At 63.7% G+C, this 20,501-nt stretch carries 24 protein-coding genes and 1 pseudogene; 13 read left to right on the top strand and 12 right to left on the bottom strand.

What is annotated here, in order from left to right; translation table 11 throughout:
- Positions 1-50: 50 nt before the first annotated feature.
- The 6 genes and pseudogenes from ACYG97_RS22845 to ACYG97_RS22870 all read left to right on the top strand — a co-directional run bounded on the left by ACYG97_RS22845 (position 51) and on the right by ACYG97_RS22870 (position 5,372).
- The gene (locus ACYG97_RS22845; protein ID WP_023683834.1) at positions 51-650 is read left to right on the top strand and encodes a DUF1236 domain-containing protein; all 600 of its coding nucleotides are present in this window, start codon (positions 51-53) and stop codon (positions 648-650) included.
- A gap of 147 nt (positions 651-797) precedes the next feature.
- Positions 798-1,748 carry a CPBP family intramembrane glutamic endopeptidase gene (locus ACYG97_RS22850; protein ID WP_023732868.1) on the top strand — a complete coding sequence of 317 codons (951 nt, stop codon included), beginning with the start codon at positions 798-800 and terminating at the stop codon, positions 1,746-1,748.
- A gap of 383 nt (positions 1,749-2,131) precedes the next feature.
- A complete protein-coding gene (gene ffh, locus ACYG97_RS22855) occupies positions 2,132-3,718 on the top strand; it encodes a signal recognition particle protein (RefSeq protein WP_023732867.1) in 1,587 nt (528 codons plus the stop codon).
- A gap of 7 nt (positions 3,719-3,725) precedes the next feature.
- The gene (locus ACYG97_RS22860; RefSeq protein WP_023671706.1) at positions 3,726-4,052 is read left to right on the top strand and encodes a chorismate mutase; all 327 of its coding nucleotides are present in this window, start codon (positions 3,726-3,728) and stop codon (positions 4,050-4,052) included.
- A 105-nt stretch (positions 4,053-4,157) separates the two neighbouring features.
- Positions 4,158-4,559, top strand: a complete 402-nt coding sequence (gene rpsP, locus ACYG97_RS22865; RefSeq protein ID WP_023671705.1) for a 30S ribosomal protein S16 — start codon at positions 4,158-4,160, stop codon at positions 4,557-4,559.
- A gap of 88 nt (positions 4,560-4,647) precedes the next feature.
- Positions 4,648-5,372, top strand: a pseudogene (locus ACYG97_RS22870) (acyl-CoA thioester hydrolase/BAAT C-terminal domain-containing protein).
- A gap of 78 nt (positions 5,373-5,450) precedes the next feature.
- Here ACYG97_RS22870 and ACYG97_RS22875 read toward each other — a convergent pair.
- From ACYG97_RS22875 to ACYG97_RS22885, 3 genes are all read right to left on the bottom strand, one after another.
- Entirely contained in the window at positions 5,451-5,714 is a 264-nt protein-coding gene (locus ACYG97_RS22875) for a YMGG-like glycine zipper-containing protein (RefSeq protein ID WP_023683830.1), read from the bottom strand.
- Positions 5,715-5,866: 152 nt separating this feature from the next.
- Positions 5,867-6,394 carry an SRPBCC family protein gene (locus ACYG97_RS22880; protein ID WP_023732866.1) on the bottom strand — a complete coding sequence of 176 codons (528 nt, stop codon included), beginning with the start codon at positions 6,392-6,394 and terminating at the stop codon, positions 5,867-5,869.
- A 14-nt stretch (positions 6,395-6,408) separates the two neighbouring features.
- On the bottom strand, positions 6,409-6,819 hold the full coding sequence (locus tag ACYG97_RS22885) for a DoxX family protein (RefSeq protein ID WP_023687655.1): 411 nt from the start codon (positions 6,817-6,819) through the stop codon (positions 6,409-6,411).
- Between the two features lie 357 nt (positions 6,820-7,176).
- Here ACYG97_RS22885 and ACYG97_RS22890 point away from each other — a divergent pair, with 357 nt between their 5' ends.
- Entirely contained in the window at positions 7,177-7,584 is a 408-nt protein-coding gene (locus tag ACYG97_RS22890; RefSeq protein ID WP_023671700.1) for an ACT domain-containing protein, read from the top strand.
- Between the two features lie 3 nt (positions 7,585-7,587).
- Here ACYG97_RS22890 and ACYG97_RS22895 read toward each other — a convergent pair whose 3' ends face one another.
- The 3 genes from ACYG97_RS22895 to ACYG97_RS22905 all read right to left on the bottom strand — a co-directional run bounded on the left by ACYG97_RS22895 (position 7,588) and on the right by ACYG97_RS22905 (position 9,507).
- Positions 7,588-7,890, bottom strand: coding sequence for a GNAT family N-acetyltransferase (locus ACYG97_RS22895; protein WP_245260740.1), 303 nt, complete (start codon positions 7,888-7,890; stop codon positions 7,588-7,590).
- Between the two features lie 346 nt (positions 7,891-8,236).
- A complete protein-coding gene (locus tag ACYG97_RS22900; RefSeq protein ID WP_023732865.1) occupies positions 8,237-9,271 on the bottom strand; it encodes an aspartate-semialdehyde dehydrogenase in 1,035 nt (344 codons plus the stop codon).
- Between the two features lie 107 nt (positions 9,272-9,378).
- Positions 9,379-9,507, bottom strand: coding sequence for a hypothetical protein (locus ACYG97_RS22905; protein ID WP_023732864.1), 129 nt, complete (start codon positions 9,505-9,507; stop codon positions 9,379-9,381).
- Positions 9,508-9,697: 190 nt separating this feature from the next.
- Here ACYG97_RS22905 and ACYG97_RS22910 point away from each other — a divergent pair, with 190 nt between their 5' ends.
- The 4 genes from ACYG97_RS22910 (at position 9,698) to ACYG97_RS22925 (ending at position 13,654) form a co-directional block, all read left to right on the top strand.
- On the top strand, positions 9,698-11,539 hold the full coding sequence (locus ACYG97_RS22910) for a DEAD/DEAH box helicase (protein WP_460221610.1): 1,842 nt from the start codon (positions 9,698-9,700) through the stop codon (positions 11,537-11,539).
- A 324-nt stretch (positions 11,540-11,863) separates the two neighbouring features.
- Positions 11,864-12,586 carry a DUF805 domain-containing protein gene (locus tag ACYG97_RS22915; RefSeq protein WP_023732863.1) on the top strand — a complete coding sequence of 241 codons (723 nt, stop codon included), beginning with the start codon at positions 11,864-11,866 and terminating at the stop codon, positions 12,584-12,586.
- Between the two features lie 191 nt (positions 12,587-12,777).
- On the top strand, positions 12,778-13,206 hold the full coding sequence (locus tag ACYG97_RS22920; RefSeq protein WP_023732862.1) for an SRPBCC family protein: 429 nt from the start codon (positions 12,778-12,780) through the stop codon (positions 13,204-13,206).
- A gap of 49 nt (positions 13,207-13,255) precedes the next feature.
- Positions 13,256-13,654 carry a MarR family winged helix-turn-helix transcriptional regulator gene (locus ACYG97_RS22925; protein WP_245259985.1) on the top strand — a complete coding sequence of 133 codons (399 nt, stop codon included), beginning with the start codon at positions 13,256-13,258 and terminating at the stop codon, positions 13,652-13,654.
- A gap of 8 nt (positions 13,655-13,662) precedes the next feature.
- Here the strand turns inward: ACYG97_RS22925 and leuB are convergent, their stop codons facing one another.
- The 5 genes from leuB to leuD form a co-directional block, all read right to left on the bottom strand.
- Entirely contained in the window at positions 13,663-14,766 is a 1,104-nt protein-coding gene (gene leuB / locus ACYG97_RS22930) for a 3-isopropylmalate dehydrogenase (RefSeq protein WP_023732861.1), read from the bottom strand.
- Between the two features lie 148 nt (positions 14,767-14,914).
- Entirely contained in the window at positions 14,915-15,265 is a 351-nt protein-coding gene (locus tag ACYG97_RS22935; protein WP_023732860.1) for a VOC family protein, read from the bottom strand.
- A 12-nt stretch (positions 15,266-15,277) separates the two neighbouring features.
- On the bottom strand, positions 15,278-15,661 hold the full coding sequence (locus tag ACYG97_RS22940) for a RidA family protein (RefSeq protein WP_023732859.1): 384 nt from the start codon (positions 15,659-15,661) through the stop codon (positions 15,278-15,280).
- Between the two features lie 338 nt (positions 15,662-15,999).
- Positions 16,000-16,914 carry a hypothetical protein gene (locus ACYG97_RS22945; RefSeq protein WP_023732858.1) on the bottom strand — a complete coding sequence of 305 codons (915 nt, stop codon included), beginning with the start codon at positions 16,912-16,914 and terminating at the stop codon, positions 16,000-16,002.
- Between the two features lie 71 nt (positions 16,915-16,985).
- Complete coding sequence (leuD, locus tag ACYG97_RS22950) at positions 16,986-17,591, bottom strand: 3-isopropylmalate dehydratase small subunit (protein ID WP_023732857.1); 606 nt, start codon at positions 17,589-17,591, stop codon at positions 16,986-16,988.
- A 254-nt stretch (positions 17,592-17,845) separates the two neighbouring features.
- Between leuD and ACYG97_RS22955 the strand changes: the two genes are divergently transcribed.
- Together ACYG97_RS22955 and ACYG97_RS22960 are read left to right on the top strand one after the other, a co-directional pair.
- Complete coding sequence (locus ACYG97_RS22955; protein WP_023732856.1) at positions 17,846-18,271, top strand: GNAT family N-acetyltransferase; 426 nt, start codon at positions 17,846-17,848, stop codon at positions 18,269-18,271.
- Between the two features lie 145 nt (positions 18,272-18,416).
- Complete coding sequence (locus ACYG97_RS22960; RefSeq protein WP_023732855.1) at positions 18,417-19,148, top strand: DUF72 domain-containing protein; 732 nt, start codon at positions 18,417-18,419, stop codon at positions 19,146-19,148.
- A gap of 171 nt (positions 19,149-19,319) precedes the next feature.
- Here the strand turns inward: ACYG97_RS22960 and ACYG97_RS22965 are convergent, their stop codons facing one another.
- On the bottom strand, positions 19,320-20,486 hold the full coding sequence (locus tag ACYG97_RS22965; RefSeq protein ID WP_023732854.1) for an NAD(P)/FAD-dependent oxidoreductase: 1,167 nt from the start codon (positions 20,484-20,486) through the stop codon (positions 19,320-19,322).
- Between the last annotated feature and the right edge of the window lie 15 nt (positions 20,487-20,501).

Consider the following 20,501-nt stretch of genomic DNA (forward strand, 5'->3'; position numbering starts at 1 on the left):
CGTTCTGGTTTCGTTTGGTGTCGCGAGGGACCATGAAAGGGAGAGAAACCATGAGACGCATATTGTTTCCGGCCGTCGCCGGGGCGCTTGTCGCGATGTCGGGTGCGGCACTCGCCGATACCGCCGTCTCGGCCGTCACCGATCTTAATGTGCGCGCCGGCCCCGGCCCGCAATATCCTGTGATCGGCGTGCTCGCCGCCGGCCAGTCGGCGACGCTCAATGGCTGCATCGAAAACAGCAAATGGTGCACCATTGCCGAAGCCGGAGGCCAGGGCTGGGTCTATTCCGACTATGTCACGGCCGATTTCGGCGGCAACCGGGTCGTTCTGACACGCCGCCCCGCCGACGCCGCCATCACCGTGGTTACACCGCCGCAGGATGATTATCCCGATACCTATACCGGTGCGATTCTGTCCGACGACGGCCCCGTCGACGCCATCGACAGGCCACCGGCGGAAGTCGGCACCTATGTCAGCACGCACCGGCTCGATCCTGTCTATCTCGAGGGCGAGGTGGTGACCGGTGCCACCTTGCCCGACACGGTCGAACTGCGCGAAATCCCCGACTACCGCTACCGCTACGTCTATGTGAATGGCCAGCAGGCGCTGGTCGACCCGCAGACACGGCGCATCATGTACGTCGTGCGCTGATTTTGCCTGGAAAGAATGACAAGTGAACTCGTGCCGCCCTCCTGCGGAGGCTGAGGGCGGCAAAAGGGTCGCTGAACAGCAGCAATTGCGCGAGAGCCGACGATCCCCTAGATCATGCGACCCGATGCGTTCGGCAGAGGAACTCGCGTGATATCAGATCCAGCCGCCTTCGAGCGCTATAGCAACACGGCCACCGAAAAGACGAACCTGCCGCGGCTGATAATTGGAACGGCGGTCGTCGTCCTGTTCTGGGTGGCGATCACCCTGGTTGTGGTGCTTGGCGGCACCTATGTCGCGATCGTCTGGCATGTATTGCCGGACGATCCGCGCGGGCCGCTTCAGGGCTTTCTGGCCTCGCCCATCGGCATACTCGCCGCACTCACCTCGTTTACCGGCATCTGGCTCGGCCTCTGGCTTGCCATGCGTTTCGTCCATGGCGAGCCGCTCTCGGCGCTTTTCGGCGCCAGTCGCCGCGTGTCCTTGTCGGGCTTCCTCAAGGGCCTGGTCGCGGTGCTGATCACATCGGCGCTTTCCGAAATCCTGCTCTACTGGCTACAGCCCGAAATCGCCCGCGGCACGATCAACCTGTCGACCTGGCTGCTGTTCCTGCTCCCGATCGTGGCGCTGACCCTGCTGCAGACCTCGTCCGAGGAGATGCTGTTTCGCGGCTATCTGCTGCGCGGCCTGGCCAGGCGCTTCGAGAGCCCTTACGTGTGGGCGCTATTGCCCGCTTTGCTGTTCACCTCCTTGCATTGGAGCCCGGGCTCGACCCCCGCCATCAACGCCTGCGTGCTGGCGTCGATCGCCGCCTTCGCCTTGCTGTTGACGCTGGTGGTTTATGTCACCGGCAATCTCGGCGCCGCCTTCGGCGCCCATCTCGGCAACAATCTCACCGGCTTCCTGCTGATCTCGCATCAGGAGAACTACAATTCCTTCGCCCTGTTCAACGCCAAGCCGCTGGAAGGTCCGGACTGGACGACGACGGATGCCGTCATCATCGCCGCCATCGGTATCGTCTGCACCTTGCTGACGATCCTGCTGCTTCTGCACCCGCGCTCGCCGCTGAAGGTTACGGCCGACCCTCGGGATGCAGGGTGAACTAAACAGGGACCGATCCAGAGACCGGGAAGCCGCCCTTGTCTTGACTCTTCGGCCGATTTCCTGTCTACAGCCCCGAAATCCGCGACGAGTATCCCTCCGAGCAAGCCGACCAGGACGCCAAAACCTTTTGAGGTGGGTGCTGTAAACAGATCCTGGAGGCCAACACCCGGCAGCGCTGAGCGCCCCCGGGTGCTTTTTGGTTTTGAGCTTTGCTTGGATGAGCGGCGCGAACGCACTACCTCTCGGGCACCATCGGGGTGCCTGAGAAAAAGGAAACGGAATGTTTGAATCGCTGCAGGAGCGCACAAGAGGCGTGGAGGGCCATCGGCCCGACAGGGATCACCATGAATCCAAGGCGCTCTCGCGCGGCGGGTTGACCAATGTTTGAATCACTTCAGGAGCGCCTTGGCTCCATCCTGAACGGCCTGACAGGCCGCGGCGCGCTGTCGGAGGCTGATGTCTCGGCGGCGTTGCGCGAGGTGCGCCGTGCGCTGCTCGAAGCCGACGTTGCGCTGGAAGTGGTGCGTTCCTTCACCGACAAGGTGCGCGAGAAGGCCGTCGGCGCCGCCGTCGTCAAGTCGATCAAGCCTGGACAGATGGTCGTCAAGATCGTCCATGACGAGTTGGTCGACATGCTCGGCGCCGAGGGCGTCGCCATCGACCTCAATGCGCCGGCGCCGGTCGTCATCATGATGGTCGGCCTGCAGGGCTCCGGCAAGACGACGACCTCCGCCAAGATCGCCAAGCGCCTGACCGAGCGCCAGAACAAGAAGGTTCTGATGGCCTCGCTCGACACGCGGCGGCCCGCGGCGCAAGAGCAGCTGCGCCAGCTCGGCGAGCAGGTCAAAGTCGCGACCCTGCCTGTCATTGCGGGCCAGAACCCGGTCGACATCGCCAGGCGCGCCGTCCAGGCAGCCAAGCTCGGCGGTCATGACGTCGTCATCCTCGACACCGCCGGCCGCACCCATATCGATGAGCCGCTGATGGTGGAGATGGCCGACATCAAGAAGATGTCGAGCCCGCACGAAATCCTGCTGGTTGCGGATTCGCTGACCGGCCAGGACGCCGTCAACCTTGCCAAAAGCTTCGACGAGCGCGTCGGCATCACCGGCCTGGTGCTGACCCGCATGGACGGCGATGGCCGTGGCGGTGCCGCGCTTTCGATGCGCGCCGTCACCGGCAAGCCGATCAAGCTGATCGGCACCGGCGAAAAGATGGACGGGCTGGAGGAATTCCACCCCAAGCGTATTGCAGACCGCATCCTCGGCATGGGCGACATCGTCTCGCTGGTCGAAAAGGCCGCCGAAAACATCGACGCCGAGCAGGCGGCGGCGATGGCCAAAAAGATGCAGTCGGGCAAGTTCGACCTGAACGACCTTGCCGGCCAGCTTCAGCAAATGTCGAAAATGGGCGGCATGGGCGGCATCATGGGCATGATGCCCGGCATGGGCAAAATGAAGGACCAGATGGCCGCCGCCGGCCTCGACGACAAGATGTTCGGCCGCCAGCTCGCCATCATCTCGTCGATGACCAAGGCCGAGCGCGCCAATCCGGACATGCTGAAACATTCGCGCAAGAAGCGCATCGCCGCCGGCTCAGGCACGGATGCGGCCGAGATCAACAAGCTCTTGAAAATGCATCGCGGCATGGCCGACATGATGAAGGCGATGGGCGGCAAGGGCAAAGGCGGCGGCCTGATGCGCGGCATGATGGGCGGCCTTGCCTCCAAGATGGGCCTCGGCGGCATGATGCCGGGTGGCCCCGGCGGCATGATGGGTGGCGGCATGCCCGACCTATCCAAGATGGATCCCAAGCAGCTCGAAGCCTTGCAGAAGCAGATGCCCGGCCTTGGCGGCATGAAGGGCCTGCCCGCCCCGAGCGGCGGTGGCCTGCCCGGTCTGCCCGGCGGCATGAAGCTTCCCGGCCTTGGCGGCGGTGGTCTGCCCGGCCTCAGCAAGAAGAAGTGAGGACGCTATGAACGAAGAAAAAGACATGGCCGACGCACGCACCATCCTGGCCGGCTATCGCGCCTCGATCGACAACATCGACGCCGCCCTCATTCATATGCTGGCCGAGCGCTTCCGCTGCACCAAGGCGGTCGGCGTGCTCAAGGCCGAGCATGGCCTGCCGCCCGCCGACCCGGCGCGCGAGCAGGAGCAGATCACCCGCCTTCGCCAGCTGGCGAAGGACGCTCATCTCGACCCCGATTTCGCGGAAAAATTCCTCAACTTCGTCGTCCGCGAAGTGATCCGCCATCACGAGCAGATCGCCGCGTCCAACGGCGCAAGCAAAACCGGCTAACAAAGTGCATGTCGCCCAAAAGTGCGCAGCGGTTTTGGGACAACGACCTGCACCAGACAAAGCCATTAACCCAACACTGACATCAGAAATTTTAGGAGAAATGAAATGCCCTTGAAGATCAGACTGGCCCGTGCGGGCTCGAAGAAGCGCCCTTACTACCACGTCGTCATCGCCGACGCCCGTTCGCCGCGTGACGGCCGGTTCATCGAGTCGATCGGCTCGTGGAACCCGCTGCTGCCCAAGGACGGCGAGCGCGTCAAGGTCGACGCCGACCGCGTCAAGCATTGGCTGTCGCACGGCGCTCAGCCGACCGACCGCGTGCTGCGCTTCCTCGATGAGGCCGGCCTCCTCAAGCGCGAAGCCCGCTCCAACCCGAAGAAGGCCGAGCCCGGCAAGAAGGCGCAGGAACGCGCCTCTCTGCTGAAGAAGGCCCAGGAAGACGCCGCCGCCGCTGTTGCCGCCGCTGCTGCAGCCCCGGCCGAAGCGGAAGCCGCCACCGCCGAATAAGCATCGCGTCATCGCATCGACAAAACGGCGGGCCTGTGCCCGCCGTTTTGCTATTGTGCGGCGATGTCATATGGCGTTCGAACGAAAGATGACTGAGCGGACCGTCACGGAAGAGACCCTTTTCGGCGGCGTAGCCGGAACGCTGTTGCGATGCGCCGGCGCCACGACAGGCGTCGTCGTGCTGAGCGGATCGAGCGGCCGCATCGACGTCACCCGCGCCCGGCTCTTTGCCAAGGAAGGAGCATCCGCTCTCGCGCTGCAATGGTTTGGCGGCGAAGGTCAGGTGCCCGGCATTTGCGAGATCCCGCTCGAAACGTTTTTCGCGGCGACCGGCTATCTTGTCCAGATGGGATGCCGGCGCATCGTCTATGTCGGGACCTCGAAGGCGCCGAGGCCTCCCTGCTTGCGGCGGCTCATGATCCACGCATTGACGTCGTGGTTGCGATCAGCCCGACATCGGTGGTCTGGGGGAATATCGGGCCGGGCCGCGACGGCGTCAGCTGGCCGGAACGATCGTCGTGGACGCTCGAGGGGATTCCTTTGCCGTTCGTCCCAAGCAATCCCGCTTGGAACGCGGAGTATGTCGACGGTCTGGTGTCCTACCGAGGCCTCTTCCAGCGTGCCTTGCAAACCTTCAAGGACGCTGCGGCCGAGGCTGCCATTCCCGCCGAAGCTATTTCAGCCGACATTGTTCTGGTTGCGGGCGGCGACGACGCGCTATGGCCATCGCTGGATTTTGCCCATGGCGGCAATGACGACGCCGACACACGCCTGGGCCGCCTGGCTTGGGAGCATATCCGGGGATTGCTGTAGCCATGGTCCAGCTGTCTTGGGCAACAGCGAAACCGGCGATCTATAGCCGCCGGTTTCCGATGTTGGACCTGGCTGTGTTCAATAACCGTCAGGGCAGCTGGCGATATAGGTGCGCCCGTTCCGGCCGCGGTAGCGACATTGACCGCTTTCGCTGGCACGGCCGATCAGCGCGCCGGCCACGGCGCCGACGGCGCCGCCGACGACGGCGCCCTGAACCGGATCATTTGCCACAGCTGCGCCAACCGCCGCGCCGCCGAGGCCGCCGACCGCGGCACCCTTTTCGGTTTGCGAGCACGCGCCCAGCGCGGTCGCCAGTACCAGAATGATCATCGCTTTTTTCATTGTCGTTCCTCTCTCACGCGGATCGCCGTCCTCGCCGCCACGGCTCTAACTCCCAGACGGCTGATTTGATCCCGAAGACGTGAGAGATCCCGGTGCGCGCGCCTGTCACATTCGTAACGACCGCCGCCGAGCTTGTTGAAATGCAGGACGTTTTACCTTTCAGTGGCCTTCTTCAGATTGGCGAGGCCAGCCTCGAAATCCTTGCCGATCAGCGTATCGAAATTCATGAAGAGGCCCATAAGCTTGGCAATGAAGGGCCGGCTGCCACGCATCGCCCAGGTGACTGCGGTGATGTCGCCCGAGGGTTTCAGGGTGAAGTCGACGCTGTTGTTGGCCCGGAACGGCTTCTCGAAGTCGAGCTTCAGCGACACCAGCGAAAATGGCACGGAATTGACGATCTCCATGCGTCCCTTGCCGGCCTTTGCGTTGCCTTCCCAGGCGTAGGCGGCGCCCTTGCCGGCATCAGCGCCCGACAGCGTGCGCTTCATCAGCGGGTCGAGCTTTTCGTAGGGCGACCATTCCGGCCAGTGCTTGAAATTGTTGATCAGCGGAAAGATCGCTTCCGGCGCGGCCTTGATGCTGGCGGTGCGGACGGTGACGAAATCATTCGACCTCGTCGCCGCATAGATGAGCACGGCGGCGATGATGACGACCAGGATGATGAGAATGGTGCTGAGCATGTTTTTCTCCTCGCTTAACGGCTGAACGGGATCAGGGCGCGCACGCTTGGGTCGCGCAGATAGAGACCGCCCCACAGGATGATGCCGAGATAGACGCTAAACAGCGTGTGCGAAAACAACGGGCTGCCGACGCGCATGTTTGTGGCGATGGCACCGCCGAGATAGCCGGTGAGCAGGATGGCGCCGAGCACCGAGGTGCGGGGCAGCGCATAGAGCGCGGTCGAGATCAGCCCGATAATGCCGAGCGTGCGCGCGACATTGACATCGGCCGGCCAGCCGAGCGGCACCATCGTCTGGGTGACGACATCGAGCGGCGGCAGCTTGATGACGCCGTCGAAGATCATGAACAGGATGATGAGGCCGCTGAGCACGCGGCCGGTCCACAGGGCGCCCGACGAGACGGGCATGGTTTGAGAAATACTCACGGGTGTTCCCTCCTAAGCGGTTCGAGCCGTTTGCTGGCTTCGGACCAAGGACGAGCGATGGGGCGGCGATCCTACAGGGTGCGGATTCTTTTTGGGTAGCAGCAAGCAAAAGCCGCTGCGTGGCGATCCTTCACACCCCCCTCTGGCCTGCCGGCCATCTCCCCCGCAAGGGGGGAGATTACACGCTCGACCGCTTCGGCAATGTTCCATGAATGAGCGGAGCATCGAAACCGCCGATCTCCCTCCTTGCGGGGGAGATGCCCGGCAGGGCAGAGGGGGGCGCTGTCCCTCCACCTTGACGGACTATCGACATCCACCAGTCACGGCTATTGATAGGGCTGGGCGAGAGACGAGCGAATGGCCGGCGAGACTGATCTGAAAAAGCTGCTGGCGGCGATGACGCCGGAACTGCTGCCGGACGTCTACGTGTTCGCTACGCTCACACCTGGAATCAGCCGGCAGGCAGGCCTCGATCCCGTGATGGTCTTTCGCGAGCGCGAGGGTGTGACACTGATCGTGACCGAGGACGCGGCACGGGCGGCCGGGCTGACCGCTTCGTTCCGCTGCCGCATGATCACCCTGAACGTCCACTCCTCGCTGGAAGCCGTCGGCTTCCTCGCCGCCATCACCGCCCGGCTGGCCGCCGCCGGCATGGGCGTCAATCCGGTCTCTGCTTTCTATCATGACCATCTGTTCGTGCCCGCTGAGCGGGCCGAGGAAGCGATGGAGTTATTGCGCCAACTGGCCAAGGATAACGCCGGCTGAATATCAAGCTCGACGCACGTAGAGAATATCCGGCAGGCCTTCTTCGTTGGTGGTGCCCGCGCCGAACGCCTCGGGGCGAAAGCCATGGCGCTCGTAGAAGCGACGCGCGCCGGTGTTGGCCTGGAAGCAATGCAGTTTAACGATCCGTAGCGCGGCGGTCGCTTGCACCAGCAGCCGGCTGCCGATGCCTTGCCCCATCCAGGCGGGGTCGAGATAGAGCTGTTCCACCCAATCGCCGCTCAGGGCAATGAAGCCGACAATGCCGGTGCCGGCCTCGGCGACCGTCACCTGCTGCCGGGACAGCACGATCTCGCGGGATGACCGGCATCCAGGAGAACGAGCCAAGTGCGGCCCGCATGACAATGGCGATGGTCGCGGCATCCAAAGCCGTGGCGGGGCGCAGCACGATTTTGGTGGGATCGTTCAAAGGCTTTTCTCAACAGAGGTCAGCGCTGCCCTCATCCCCCTGCCGGGACCTTCTCCCCGTGAACGGGGAGAAGGAAGGCTTCGGCCGAAGGCCGAGCCCGCGACTGCGGGCCGCCGGCTTTCCGGCGCCCCGCGGAGGGCCAGCCGCGGCAGCGGCGATACGGCCCGTGAGCGATAAACGGAATCGGCCGAAGGCCGAACCCCGTGAGCGAAAACAAACCAGCCGTCAGGCCGCCTTCTTCTTCGGCTGGATCAGGCCGCGCTCGACCAGAAGCTCGGCGATCTGCACCGCGTTGAGCGCCGCGCCCTTGCGCAGATTGTCGGAGACAATCCACATCGACAGGCCGTTGTCGATGGTCGAATCCTCGCGGATGCGCGAGATGAAGGTGGCGTCCTCGCCGGCCGATTCCAGCGGCGTGATGTAGCCGCCATCCTCGCGCTTGTCCAAGACCTGGCAGCCCGGCGCTTCGCGCAGGATATCGCGCGCCTCGTCGGCGGTGATCGGCTTTTCGAACTCGATGTTGACGGCTTCGGAATGGCCGATGAACACCGGCACGCGCACACAGGTCGCCGTCAGCTTGATCTTGGGGTCGAGCATCTTCTTGGTCTCGGCGACCATCTTCCACTCTTCCTTGGTCGAGCCGTCGTCGAGGAAGACGTCGATATGCGGAATGACGTTGAAGGCGATGCGCTTGGTGAACTTCTTGACCTCGACGCCATCGGCGACGAACACCGCGCGGGTCTGTGTAAAGAGTTCGTCCATGCCTTCCTTGCCGGCGCCGGATACCGATTGATAGGTGGCGACGACGACGCGCTTGATGGTGGCGACATCGTGCAGCGGCTTCAGCGCCACGACCAGCTGCGCCGTCGAGCAGTTCGGATTGGCGATGATGTTCTTGCGGGTGAACAGCGAGATCGCATCCGGGTTCACTTCCGGCACGATCAGCGGCACGTCCTGGTCATAGCGGAAGGCCGACGAGTTATCGATGACGACGCAGCCCTGCTTGCCGATCTTCGGCGACCACTCCTTCGAGACGTTGCCGCCGGCCGACATGATGCAGATGTCGGTGTCGGAAAAATCATACTGGTCGAGCGTCTTGACCTTCAGCGAACGGTCGCCGAACGACAGTTCGGTGCCCTGGCTGCGCCGCGAGGCCAGCGCCACGACTTCGCTTACCGGAAAGCCGCGCTCTTCCAGTATGTTGAGCATTTCGCGACCCACATTGCCCGTGGCGCCGACTACCGCAACCTTGAAACTCATCAGAAATCTCCTGTCCCTCTCCGCTTGGTTTTTGGAGAAAACCCGCCGGCCAATGCGGGTTTCGTCCCCCGGGCCGGACCCGGGAGAGGGTGGTTAGGCCAAGGGAATCACACCGTTTTGGTGGTGGTTTTTTTGGCCATGGTTTTGCTGGAACGGTAAGACGCGCCAACGCGCCCGGCCCCATGATTGTGGCCGGGGAAGTCGAATGCAAGAAGAGCCATCAGAAGGCCGCGCATCGAAAATGATCCCGTTCGATGCCGGCTTTTACGCGGTTTGCGTCAGGAGTCAATTGCGGCCAGGCACACGCCTGCCCTGTACAATAGCGGCCGCAAGAAGTACGAACGCCCAAATAGTGTTTGGCTGGCGTGCGTCAGCCCCGGCATGTGCTCCATGATGAGCCCAGACCCTGAATTCCGAAAGAGTGAGATGTCCAATTTCGAAGCTATTGTTCCTGCGCTGGCAGAAGCGCTGGAAAAACGCGGCTATACCGAGCTGACGCCAGTGCAGAAGGCCGTGCTGGAGCTCGGCGAGTCCGACGCGTTGGTGTCGGCGCAGACCGGCTCAGGCAAGACCGTCGCCTTCGGCCTCGCTTTGGCGCCGACCCTTCTTGGAAGCGCCGAACGTTTTGACCAGGCTGGCGCACCGCTGGCGCTGGCCGTGGCGCCGACGCGCGAGCTCGCTCTGCAGGTGATGCGCGAATTGCAATGGCTCTACGCGCCGACCGGCGCCACCGTCGCGTCCTGCGTCGGCGGCATGGACATGCGCTCCGAACGGCGCGTGCTGGAGCGCGGCGCCCACATCGTCGTCGGCACGCCCGGCCGCCTGCGCGACCACATCACCCGCAACTCCCTCGACATGTCGGCGCTGAAAGCCGTGGTGCTGGACGAGGCCGACGAGATGCTCGACCTCGGCTTTCGCGAGGACCTCGAATTCATCCTCGATGCCGCACCGGCTCAGCGCCGCACGCTGATGTTTTCGGCCACCGTGCCGCGCTCGATCGCCACGCTGGCGCAAGGCTATCAGCGCGACGCCGTACGCATCTCGGCCGGCGGCGAGGAAAAGCAGCATCTCGATATCGAATACCGGGCGCTGAATGTCGCCTATCCCGACCGCGAGAACGCCATCATCAACGTGCTGCGCTTTTACGAGGCGAAGAACGCGCTGGTGTTCTGCAACACCCGCGCCGCCGTCAATCATCTGACGGCACGCTTCAACAACCGCAATTTTTCCGTCGTCGCACTGTCGGGCGAGCTCAGCCAGAACGAACGCACCCACGCGCTGCAGGCGATGCGGGACGGCCGCGCCAAAGTCTGCATTGCCACGGACGTCGCAGCGCGCGGCATCGACCTGCCCAATCTCGAACTGGTCATCCACGCCGATCTGCCGACCAATCCCGAAACGCTGCTGCACCGCAGCGGCCGAACCGGCCGAGCCGGACGCAAGGGCGTCAGCGCGCTGATCGTGCCCAACGGCGCCCGCAAGCGCACCGAACGGCTGCTGCAGAATGCCGGGCTGAAGGCGACATGGGCGAGCCCGCCCTCCGCCGACGAAGTCATCAAGCGCGACGACGAGCGCATCCTTGCCGATCCAGCCTTCGAAGAGCCGATTGCCGAGGACGAGCGCGGCTTCATCGACGCGCTTCTGGCCAGGCATGGCGCCGAACAGGTGGCCGCCGCCTTCGTGCGCCAATGCCGCGCCAGCCGCTCGGCGCCCGAGGAACTGACGGAGGTCGCGGCCTTCACGCCGTCGCGAGACAGACCGGCGGGCGAAAAATTCGAACGCCGCGACGAAGCGCCCAGCCGCCGCGACGATTTCGGCGACAGCGTCTGGTTCTCGCTGTCGATCGGGCGCAAGCAGAATGCCGAGCCGCGCTGGCTGATCCCGATGCTGTGCCGCACCGGCAACATCTCCAAGCGCGAGATCGGCTCCATCAAGATGCAGCAGGATGAGACCTACGTGCAGATCGCGGCCGACTGGGCCGATCGCTTCCTCGCCGCCGTCGGCCCCGACAAGAAATTGCAGGGCAACATTGCGGTGAAACGCCTGGACGGCACGCCCGACCTGTCGCGGGCCGGCTACCAGGCGCCGAAGCCCGACAAGAAGCCGCATCGCGGCAAGCGCCCGTTCGAGGCGCCGCAAAGCGCACACAAGCCGAAATTCGAGAAGCGGGAACGGCCCCCCGGCGATGCAAAGCCTTGGGCCGGGAAACCGAAATTCGACAAGGCTGGACCGCCGAAGAACAAGAAACCGAAGAAGCGGCCGGTTTGAGGCTCTTATCGGCCAATTACAAATGCAGGCGCTGCCCCTCATTGCCCTGCCGGGCGTTTCTCCCCGTATAGTGACGGGAAGAAAGGGCTGACCGCAGCCTTGGCGCTCTTCTTGCAACGTTGGCGATTGGCGGAATCGTCGATAACAGCGACCCCTCTCCCCGCCACTATACGGCAGAGGATGCCGGCAGGCAGGTGAGGGGCAGCGCCAACGGACGGGAAAATGAAGCAACTCATGCCTGAACCGTTTACCCTCCATTTCGTCCAACCCCTTGCAGTCCACCGCAACTTTGAACAGTCTGTGCCTGCACGGGGGCGAGGCTAAATGCGCGGCGAAGTTCTTCACTATGACGAGGCCCAGGGTTTCGGCTTCATCACCGGGGCGGACGGCAACCGCTACACCTTCGCGCGCGAGGATCAGCGCCGTGATACCGTGATCGCGAACGGCGCCGTGGTCGAGTTTCTGCCGGCAAGCGGTCAGGCGCGCGACGTTTTTTCAATCCGCGCCCAGCCCGCCAGTCCCGCCACCGCTGCGCCAGCGGCAAGCGCCGCGCCGCCCAAGGCGGCTGCCGCTTCAGCCGCGCCACAGCATTTCGGCCGCCTGGCGGAAAACGGCGCGGTTCGCGATAGCGGACTGCCGGGTTATTTCTGGCGAGGCGTGACGCGCAACTACATCAACTTCGCCGAACGCGCCCGCCGCAAGGAATTTTGGGGCTACTGCCTGTTCTGGACCGTCAGCTTCATCCTGGTCGGAATTGCCGGCGCCCTCGCCGACCAGGCCGTCGGCAATTTCGATGCCGGCAACTGGCCGATTGTGATGATCGGCGTCTGGGGGCTGTTTTGGCTGGCGACGTTCCTGCCCTGGGTCGGGCTCGTCGTGCGCCGCTTGCACGACATCGGCCTGACCGGCTGGCTGGCAATACCTTACTTCGTAATCACCTTCATGTTTGCTCCGGCCACGCTGATTCTCGCGCTGATCCTCGGATTGATCCCGACCCAAGGCCACGAAAATCAGTGGGGGCCGGTGCCTGGAGGAGGCGGAGCCTAGACCGCACCAGGAATGAACTGCCGGCTGTTTGCGGACAGCCGTGCTTTAACAATGGCTTAGGTCGCAGCCAGGAAGGCAGCTGCTGTTTTGACCGGGCGAACAAAATATTTCTCTTGCCATTTAGTCTGCGCACAGATAACCTGTGCACTCATCAAATCGACCATCGAAAACGGATGATGGAGCCAAGACAAATGTGGACCAACGAGTACACCGCAATTTCCCCCCTTTCGGCGCAGGCCATCTGGAACGCGCTCAAGGCGCTGCACGAAGGCCGCCTCACCTGCGAAGGGTCCGATACGTTCGTGCTGCACGGCCCGTTCGCCAAGGGCACCCGCCTCTCTGTAACGCCCGTCGGGCAGGACACCTTCGAATCGACGATCGTCGATCTTGTCGACACTGTGACGTATGCCGACGAGACCTCGTTCGGCGACACGAAACTGCTGTTCAGGCATACGCTGACGCCGGTCGAGGGTGGCACTCAAGTGACGCATCGCCTCGAGATTTCCGGCCCATCGGCCGCCGAGGTCGGACCAGAGCTCGGGCCGCAGATCAGCGGCGATTTCGACACTTCGATGGCCAAACTGTTCGAGCAGGCAAGGGAGTTGGCGAACGGTGGCTGATCGGGGGGATCTGCAAACGCGCTTCAGCGGACCATCCGAGAGCCCCGGCTTGTTGCTCTGGCGAACCACCATGCGCTGGCAGCGCGTCATGACGGCGGCGCTGGCCCCGCTTGACCTTACGCATGTCCAGTTCGTGCTGCTGGCTTCGGCGATGTGGCTCGGCCGCTATGGCGAGCCGCCTAACCAGGTGCAGCTCGCCGCCCAGGCCGGCACCGAGGTGAAGATGACATCGGACGTCGTCGCCCGGCTCGAGGCAAAGGGACTGATTGTGCGGGACACCAACCCGCGGGATTCCCGCGCCAAGGTGATCCGCGTCTCCACGACGGGGACGGCCGCAGTCCAGCGCGCTATCGTCGCCGTCGAAGCCGCCGACGCTGCTTTTTTCTCAGCCGTGGACGAGGCGCAACTCGTCGGCCTGCTGAAACGGCTGGCCGGCGAGATCCGCTGAGTCGGCCGCTAAGCCAGGAACTTGGCGATGATGGCATCGCCCATTGCGACAGTGCCGACTTCGGTCATGCCCTCGGACAAAATATCCTTCGTCCGCAGCCCGTCGTCGAGCACGGCGGCTATTGCGCCTTCGAGCTTGTCGGCCTCATCGACCATGCCGAAGGAATATCGCAGGCACATGGCAAACGACGCGATCATGGCGATCGGGTTGGCGATGCCCTGTCCCGCAATGTCGGGCGCCGAGCCATGCACCGGCTCGTACAGCGCCTTGCGCTTCTTGGTCTTCACATCGGGCGCGCCGAGCGAGGCCGACGGCAGCATGCCGATCGATCCGGTCAGCATGGCGGCGATGTCGGACAGCATGTCGCCGAACAGATTGTCGGTGACGATGACGTCGAACTGCTTTGGCCAGCGCACCAGCTGCATGCCGCCGGCATCGGCCAGCATGTGGTCGAGCTTGACGTCGGCATAGCGAGTCTTCTGGGTCTGGGTGACGACCTCGTTCCACAGCACGCCGGATTTCATGACGTTGCGCTTCTCCATGGATGTCACATGGTTCTTGCGGGTGCGCGCCAGCTCGAAGGCGACGCCCGAAATGCGCTCGATCTCGAACGTATCGTAGACCTGCGTGTCGATGCCGCGCTTCTGGCCGTTGCCGAGATCGATGATCTGCTTGGGCTCGCCGAAATAGACGCCGCCGGTAAGCTCGCGCACGATCAATATGTCGAGGCCTTCGACCACCTCCTGCTTCAGCGAAGAGGACGCGGCCAGCGCCGGATAGCAGATGGCGGGCCGGAGATTGGCGAACAGCTCCATATCCTTGCGCAGCCGTAGCAACCCGGCCTCGGGACGCACCTCGTAAGGCACCTTGTCCCATTTCGGCCCGCCAACGGCGCCGAACAGAACCGCATCCGCAGCCATCGCCTTTGCCATGTCGGCGTCGGAAATCGCCGCGCCATGCGCGTCGTAAGCACAGCCGCCGACCAAGCCTTCATCAGTGGCAAAACCGCTGCCGAGCTTTGCGTTCATGGCCGCGATCAGCTTCTTCACCTCGGCCATCGCCTCGGGGCCGATGCCGTCGCCGGCGAGCAGGAGAAGATTTTTCGAAGCCATGGAGAACCGTCCCAATGCTGTTGGAGAAACCGCGGCCTTGCTAAACGCCAAGAGCTTGCAGCGCAAGGGGATGAAGAACGCTACGACGGCGCCCGCGTCTCAAGACCTGGGTTCCTCGCCGTGGCCAGAGGCGGGGGAGAGGAACAAATCACTTGTGCGACAAAATATTCACCAACCGGCCGAACGGATCGCGCACATAAAACCGCCGTACGCCCCAGGGTTCGTCGGCCGGACCATACTCGGCGGCAAAGCCGGCGGCCTTCATGCGTTGCAGCGCCGCATCGACATCGTCGACCTCGATGGAGAGGTCCGGCACCGGCGTGCCGGAGCCGCCCTGGGCCATGAAGCTGATCTGCACCTGCATCCGTGCGTCGGAGCCTAAGGTGACGATCCAGCCCTGATCCATCAGCACATCGAGGCCAAGCACGTCCTGATAGAAGCGTTTCGCCGCTGCCGCGTCTGGTGTCCCGATATTGGCCACGATGCGCCGGACCGTCATGGCTTTGCCTCCTCAAGCCGTACGCCGCAGCGCCGTGACTTCGATCTCGATCTTCATTTCCGGCTTGTTGAGCTGGCACACGATCATCGTCGCCGCCGGCCTGATCTCGCCGAAAGCCTCGCCGAGGATGGGGAAGACCACGTCCACGAAGGCCTGGTCGGTGATGTAGTAATGCGCCCGCACCACATCGGCCATGTCGAAGCCGCCATCCCTCAGCGCCTCGGCGATGGTCGCCAGACAATTGCGCGTCTGCGCCTCGACCGTCTCCGGCATGGTCATGGACGCGTAGTCGTAGCCGGTGGTTCCGGACACGAAACACCAATCGCCCTGCACCACCGCGCGCGAATAGCCGGCGGTCTTTTCGAAGGGGGAGCCGGTGGAGATGAGTGTGCGCATGGGGCCTCCTTGTGTTCGTAGGCGCCCGTCTAGCAGAGAAGGGCCGGGCGGGTCGTGGGCCAAACCGAGTGAATCGTTGTCACGAAGGCAAAGGCACAAACCTCGGGGATTAGCCGAATCCTCCGCGGCTTCGTCATCCTATGGCGAAGCAAGGAGCGAAGCGACGCGGCGCAGACCATAGGATCCATGCCGGGACGTCGGTGCGTCGCCACGGTGAAGAACTCTGATCCGCCGCGCGCCTCCGGCAACGGTCGCGGCATGGATCCTCGGGTCTGCGCTCCGCTACGCGTCGCTTCGCCCGTGGATGACGAAACCACGCAGGCGCAGCTGTGTCAGACCTAGTTCCCCTGCGCCTTGTCCATTGCTTCCTTCACATCGGCCGGCCAGGTCTTCACGTCAGGCCAGGCCTGCGGCTCACCGTCATCGCCGCGGCGGGCGAAGTAGAGCGTGTGCTTGGCCGGGTCGACCGCCATGAAACCGTCATTGCTGCCGCATGAGTGCGGCACGCAGCCGGTGGCGTAGAAGGCGCCCGACGCCGTCTTTTCGGTGCCGCCGCCGACCAGCAGGCTGGTCGCCATGTCGGGCATGGTGTCGCCGAGCAGCGTCTGCGCCGCCTTGTAGACGGCCTCATTGTGGAAGGCGTCGATGATGTTCTGGTATTTGGCCGGATCGACGTCCTTCCAGTCCGTACCCGGCTCCGGCGCGTAGGTCAGGTCGCCCGAGATCGTCAGCCCGTCGCTGGGTGACCATTGCAGCGCTTGCTTCGTATCGCCCGGCAACAGATACGGCACGAAATAGATGGCGTTGTCGGCCACCGCCGCCGGCGGCGCGCCGCATTCGTCCTGTTCGACCTTGAGGCTTTGTATCTCGCCGCCTTCCGGCTTCCAGACGATGACCTTGGCCGGGCCGCACTGGTTGCCGCCGTCGCCGACATCGACCAGCGCCACGTTGACGCCGCCGACCTTGACTGTTCTGTCGAAGAACACGTCGTAATTGCTGGCCAGCTGCTTGCCGTCATAGGCCAGCACCTTTTCGCCATCCTGCTCTGGCTTGGTAATGGTCAGCTGCCCGCCCTCGAACGGGACCGGCCCCTGGCTGTCATCGTCCGCCAGGGCCGCATTGCTCGACGCGCCCGGATCGGCGGACGGATCTTCTGCCGGCACGAGTATCTTGTCGGTCTGTGCTTGCGCGCCGGCCACCGGCATCAGCATCCACGCCAGCGCGCAGGCGCCGGCAAGAAGAAAACGTGTCATGACTGTCCCCTCCGTTCAGCCGCCACGAACCCGGCCTGCGACGGCCGGGTTATCGTCTTTGATCGTACTTGTCAGGCCCAGGGGCGCTCGGCGGCGTTCTTCTTCTCGAACGAGGCGATGGCGCCGGCCTTCTCCATGGTCAGGCCGATATCGTCGAGGCCGTTCAACAGGCAGTGGCGCTTGAAGTCGTCGAGGTCGAAGGTGACCACGCCGCCATCGGGTCCGCGGATTTCCTTGGCCTCGAGGTCGACCGACACCGTCGCATTGGAGCCGCGCGAAGCGTCGTCCATCAGCTTCTCCAGGTCTTCCGGGCTGACGGTGATCGGCAGAATGCCGTTCTTGAAGCAGTTGTTGTAAAAGATGTCGGCGAACGAGGTCGAGATGACGCAGCGAATGCCGAAATCGAGCAGCGCCCACGGCGCGTGTTCGCGGCTCGAACCGCAGCCGAAATTGTCGCCGGCGACCAGAATCTGCGCCTTGCGGTAGGCCGGCTTGTTGAGCACGAAGTCAGGGTTTTCCGAGCCGTCATCCAGGTAGCGCATTTCGGCGAACAGGCCGCTGCCGAGCCCGGTGCGCTTGATCGTCTTGAGATAATCCTTGGGGATGATCATGTCGGTGTCGACATTGACGATCGGCATCGGTGCGGCGACGCCGGTGAGCTTGGTGAATTTTTCCATGGCTTTTGCCCGTATTCTTGTTGCGGGGATTGCTGGCGCTCCGTTTACACAAAGCCGAGCGCAAATAAAAGGCAACTGTTCGTGCGCGATGCTGGCGGCGGACCCGCCCCGTCTCGACCGGGGGCCTCCAGCATACAACTGGCGCTCTTCCCCTGAGCTACGGGCCGCCGCGATGGCTGTATCATGCCACACGTCAAAACTGAACCTGGAAAAACGGCTTCGAAATCGCGTGGCCTTGGTGCAATCTGGCCATCATGACTAAGCGGTCCCGCATTCTTTACGCCAGCGAGCCAAAACTCGACGTCGCCGAATTCCGCCGCGTGCTGGTCGAATCCGCGCTCGGCGAAACACGCCCCGTCGATGACGACGCCCGGCTGCAGGGGATGCTTTCGGGCGCGAACCTGGTGCTCACCGCACGGCTCGACATCGAAGGCAGGCCGCTGATCGGCGTTATCAGGGCCATCACCGACTTTTCCTGGGTGTGCTACGTCTCAGAGCTCGCCGTATCGCAATCGGTGCAAGGCCTCGGCATTGGCAAGGGGTTGATGGACGCCGCGCGGCGCGAGCTCGGACCATCGGTCGCCATCAGCCTGATCTCGATGCCCGACGCCGTCGGCTTCTATGAACGCATCGGCATGACGCGCATGGCCGAGGCGTTCTGGTTTTCACGCAAGCACTGACAGCGCATCCGGCGCAATCGCCGATCGGGACCGGCAGTCAAGGCGGGCAAGGTTCTTGGGCGATGCGGAACGGTGTTCAGGGCCCTCCGGAGCAACGCCTCCTTGGCACCCTTGACCCGCGCTTGATCCGGTCCACATCCCCAGCATGGGAAACTGCCGATCTCTGATAGGCACCGCCGGCTGGGGAATTCCGGGGCGATACAAGGCTGACTTTCCGGAGTCCGGGTCGCATCTCGAACGCTACGCAAAACGCTTTTCGATCGTCGAAATCGACACCTCGTTCTACAAGCCGCACCGCCGCGTGACCTATGAGCGCTGGGCACGCTCGGTGCCCGAGCACTTCCGCTTCGCCGTCAAGACGCCTAGGAGCATGACCCATGAGCATCGCCTCGCCGATTGCGAGGCGCTGACTGAGGACTTTCTCGGGCAGGTCGAAGGTCTCGGCGAAAAGCTGAGCGTGCTTCTGGTGCAGCTGCCGCCAAGCCTGCCCTTCGAGCCGGAGGTCGCCGGCGGCTTTTTCGACATGCTGAGCAAGCGTAGCCAGGCAAGACTGGTATGCGAGCCGCGCCATCCCAGCTGGTTCAGTTGCGAGGCCGACGCACTCCTTGTCGACAACCGGATCACGCGCGTTGCCGCCGACCCGGCCCCGGTCCCTGAGGCGGCGATGCCAGGCGGCTGGACTGGCCTTGCCTATTTCCGCTGGCACGGCGCGCCTCGTGTCTACTATTCGGATTACGACGCCGAAAGCCTCCACCGGTTTGGTCGGCAAGTGGACGCAGCGGTCGCTTCCGTCGCCGAGGTCTGGGGGATTTTCGACAATACGGCCAGTGGGCATGCGCTGGGCAATGCGCTGGCTGTCGGTGCGATGGTGGAGTAGCGCTGCTTCTTCCTTCTCCCCTTGTGGGAGAAGGTGGATCGGCGCGATAGCGCCGAGACGGATGAGGGGTGTTCCAGCAGAGTGAGACGTTGGCTTTCCCTGGAACACCCCTCATCCGTCGCCTTCGGCGACACCTTCTCCCACAAGGGGAGAAGGGGAACCCAGCGCCCTTCAAATCACATTCAATTCCCGGAACGCCCTGCCCTCAGCCACGCGGCTGTACCCAAACGCCGAGCAATCCACCGTGCGATAACCGCCATGGACGATCAACTCCGCCAGCGCCTTGCCGACCGCCGGCGCCTGCTGCAGGCCATGCCCCGAAAACCCGTTGGCGAAGATGAAATTGTCGACCTCGGGATGCGGTCCGATCACCGCGTTCTGGTCGAGCGTGTTGTAGTCGTAGTGGCCGGCCCAGGCGCGTGTCGGCTTGATCGCCTCGAAGGCGGGGATGCGGGTTGCCAGCACCGGCCAGATCACCTCTTCGAACAACGGCCAGTCGACGTCGAAATCAGCTGGGTCGGCGGGACCGTCGCCCTCTTCCGGCTCGGCGCCACCGGTGAGATAGACCGAGCCTTCCGGCCTGACATAGATGCCGGAGGGATCGACCAGAAGCGGCATGTCGGCGTATTTTTCCCGCGCCTCGAAGACGAAGACGTTGCGCTTGCGCGGCTCGACCGGCAGCGCGAGCCCGGCAAGAGCGGCGACCTTGCCGGCATTCGGCCCGGCGGCGTTGACGACGATGCCGGCTTGCAGTCTTTCGCCATTGTCGAGGTCCACGCCGGTGACGCGGTTGCCCTGCCTCTCAATGCCGGTGACGTCGGCGGCGATGAAATCGATTTGTCTGTCGCGCAGCGCCTTGCGGAACAGCGTCAGCATCGCATGAGCGTCGAACCAGCCCTCGCCGCTGGCGCCGAAGGCGCCGGCGCTGATGCCTTCCGTCGACAGCCACGAAAAGCGCTTTGCCAGCTGGTCGGCGTCCTCGAGCAGAATGTCGGCGCCCTCGGCGACCTGCGCCTCGTGGTTGGCTTTCAGGATCGGCAACCCGGCCTCGCCGGCCAGGATGAGATAGCCGCCTTCGCGAAAACCGATATCGGCATCGGTGCCGAAGGTCTCCTTCAGTCGCCGGAACAGGTTTAGCGTGAACTGCGACAGCCGGATATTTTCCGGAATCGAGAATTGCTGACGGATCGAGGCCATGGACAGCGTCGTTGCCGCATGGGCGAATTGCGGGTCGCGTTCGATCAGCGCGATGGAGCCGGAAAAGCCTTCCTCGCGCAGATAATAGGCGACCGAGGAGCCGACGATGGCTCCGCCGATGATGACGGTGTCGTAGCGCACTTTGTTCTCCAATCC

The organism is Mesorhizobium sp. W067 (genome assembly GCF_054719525.1).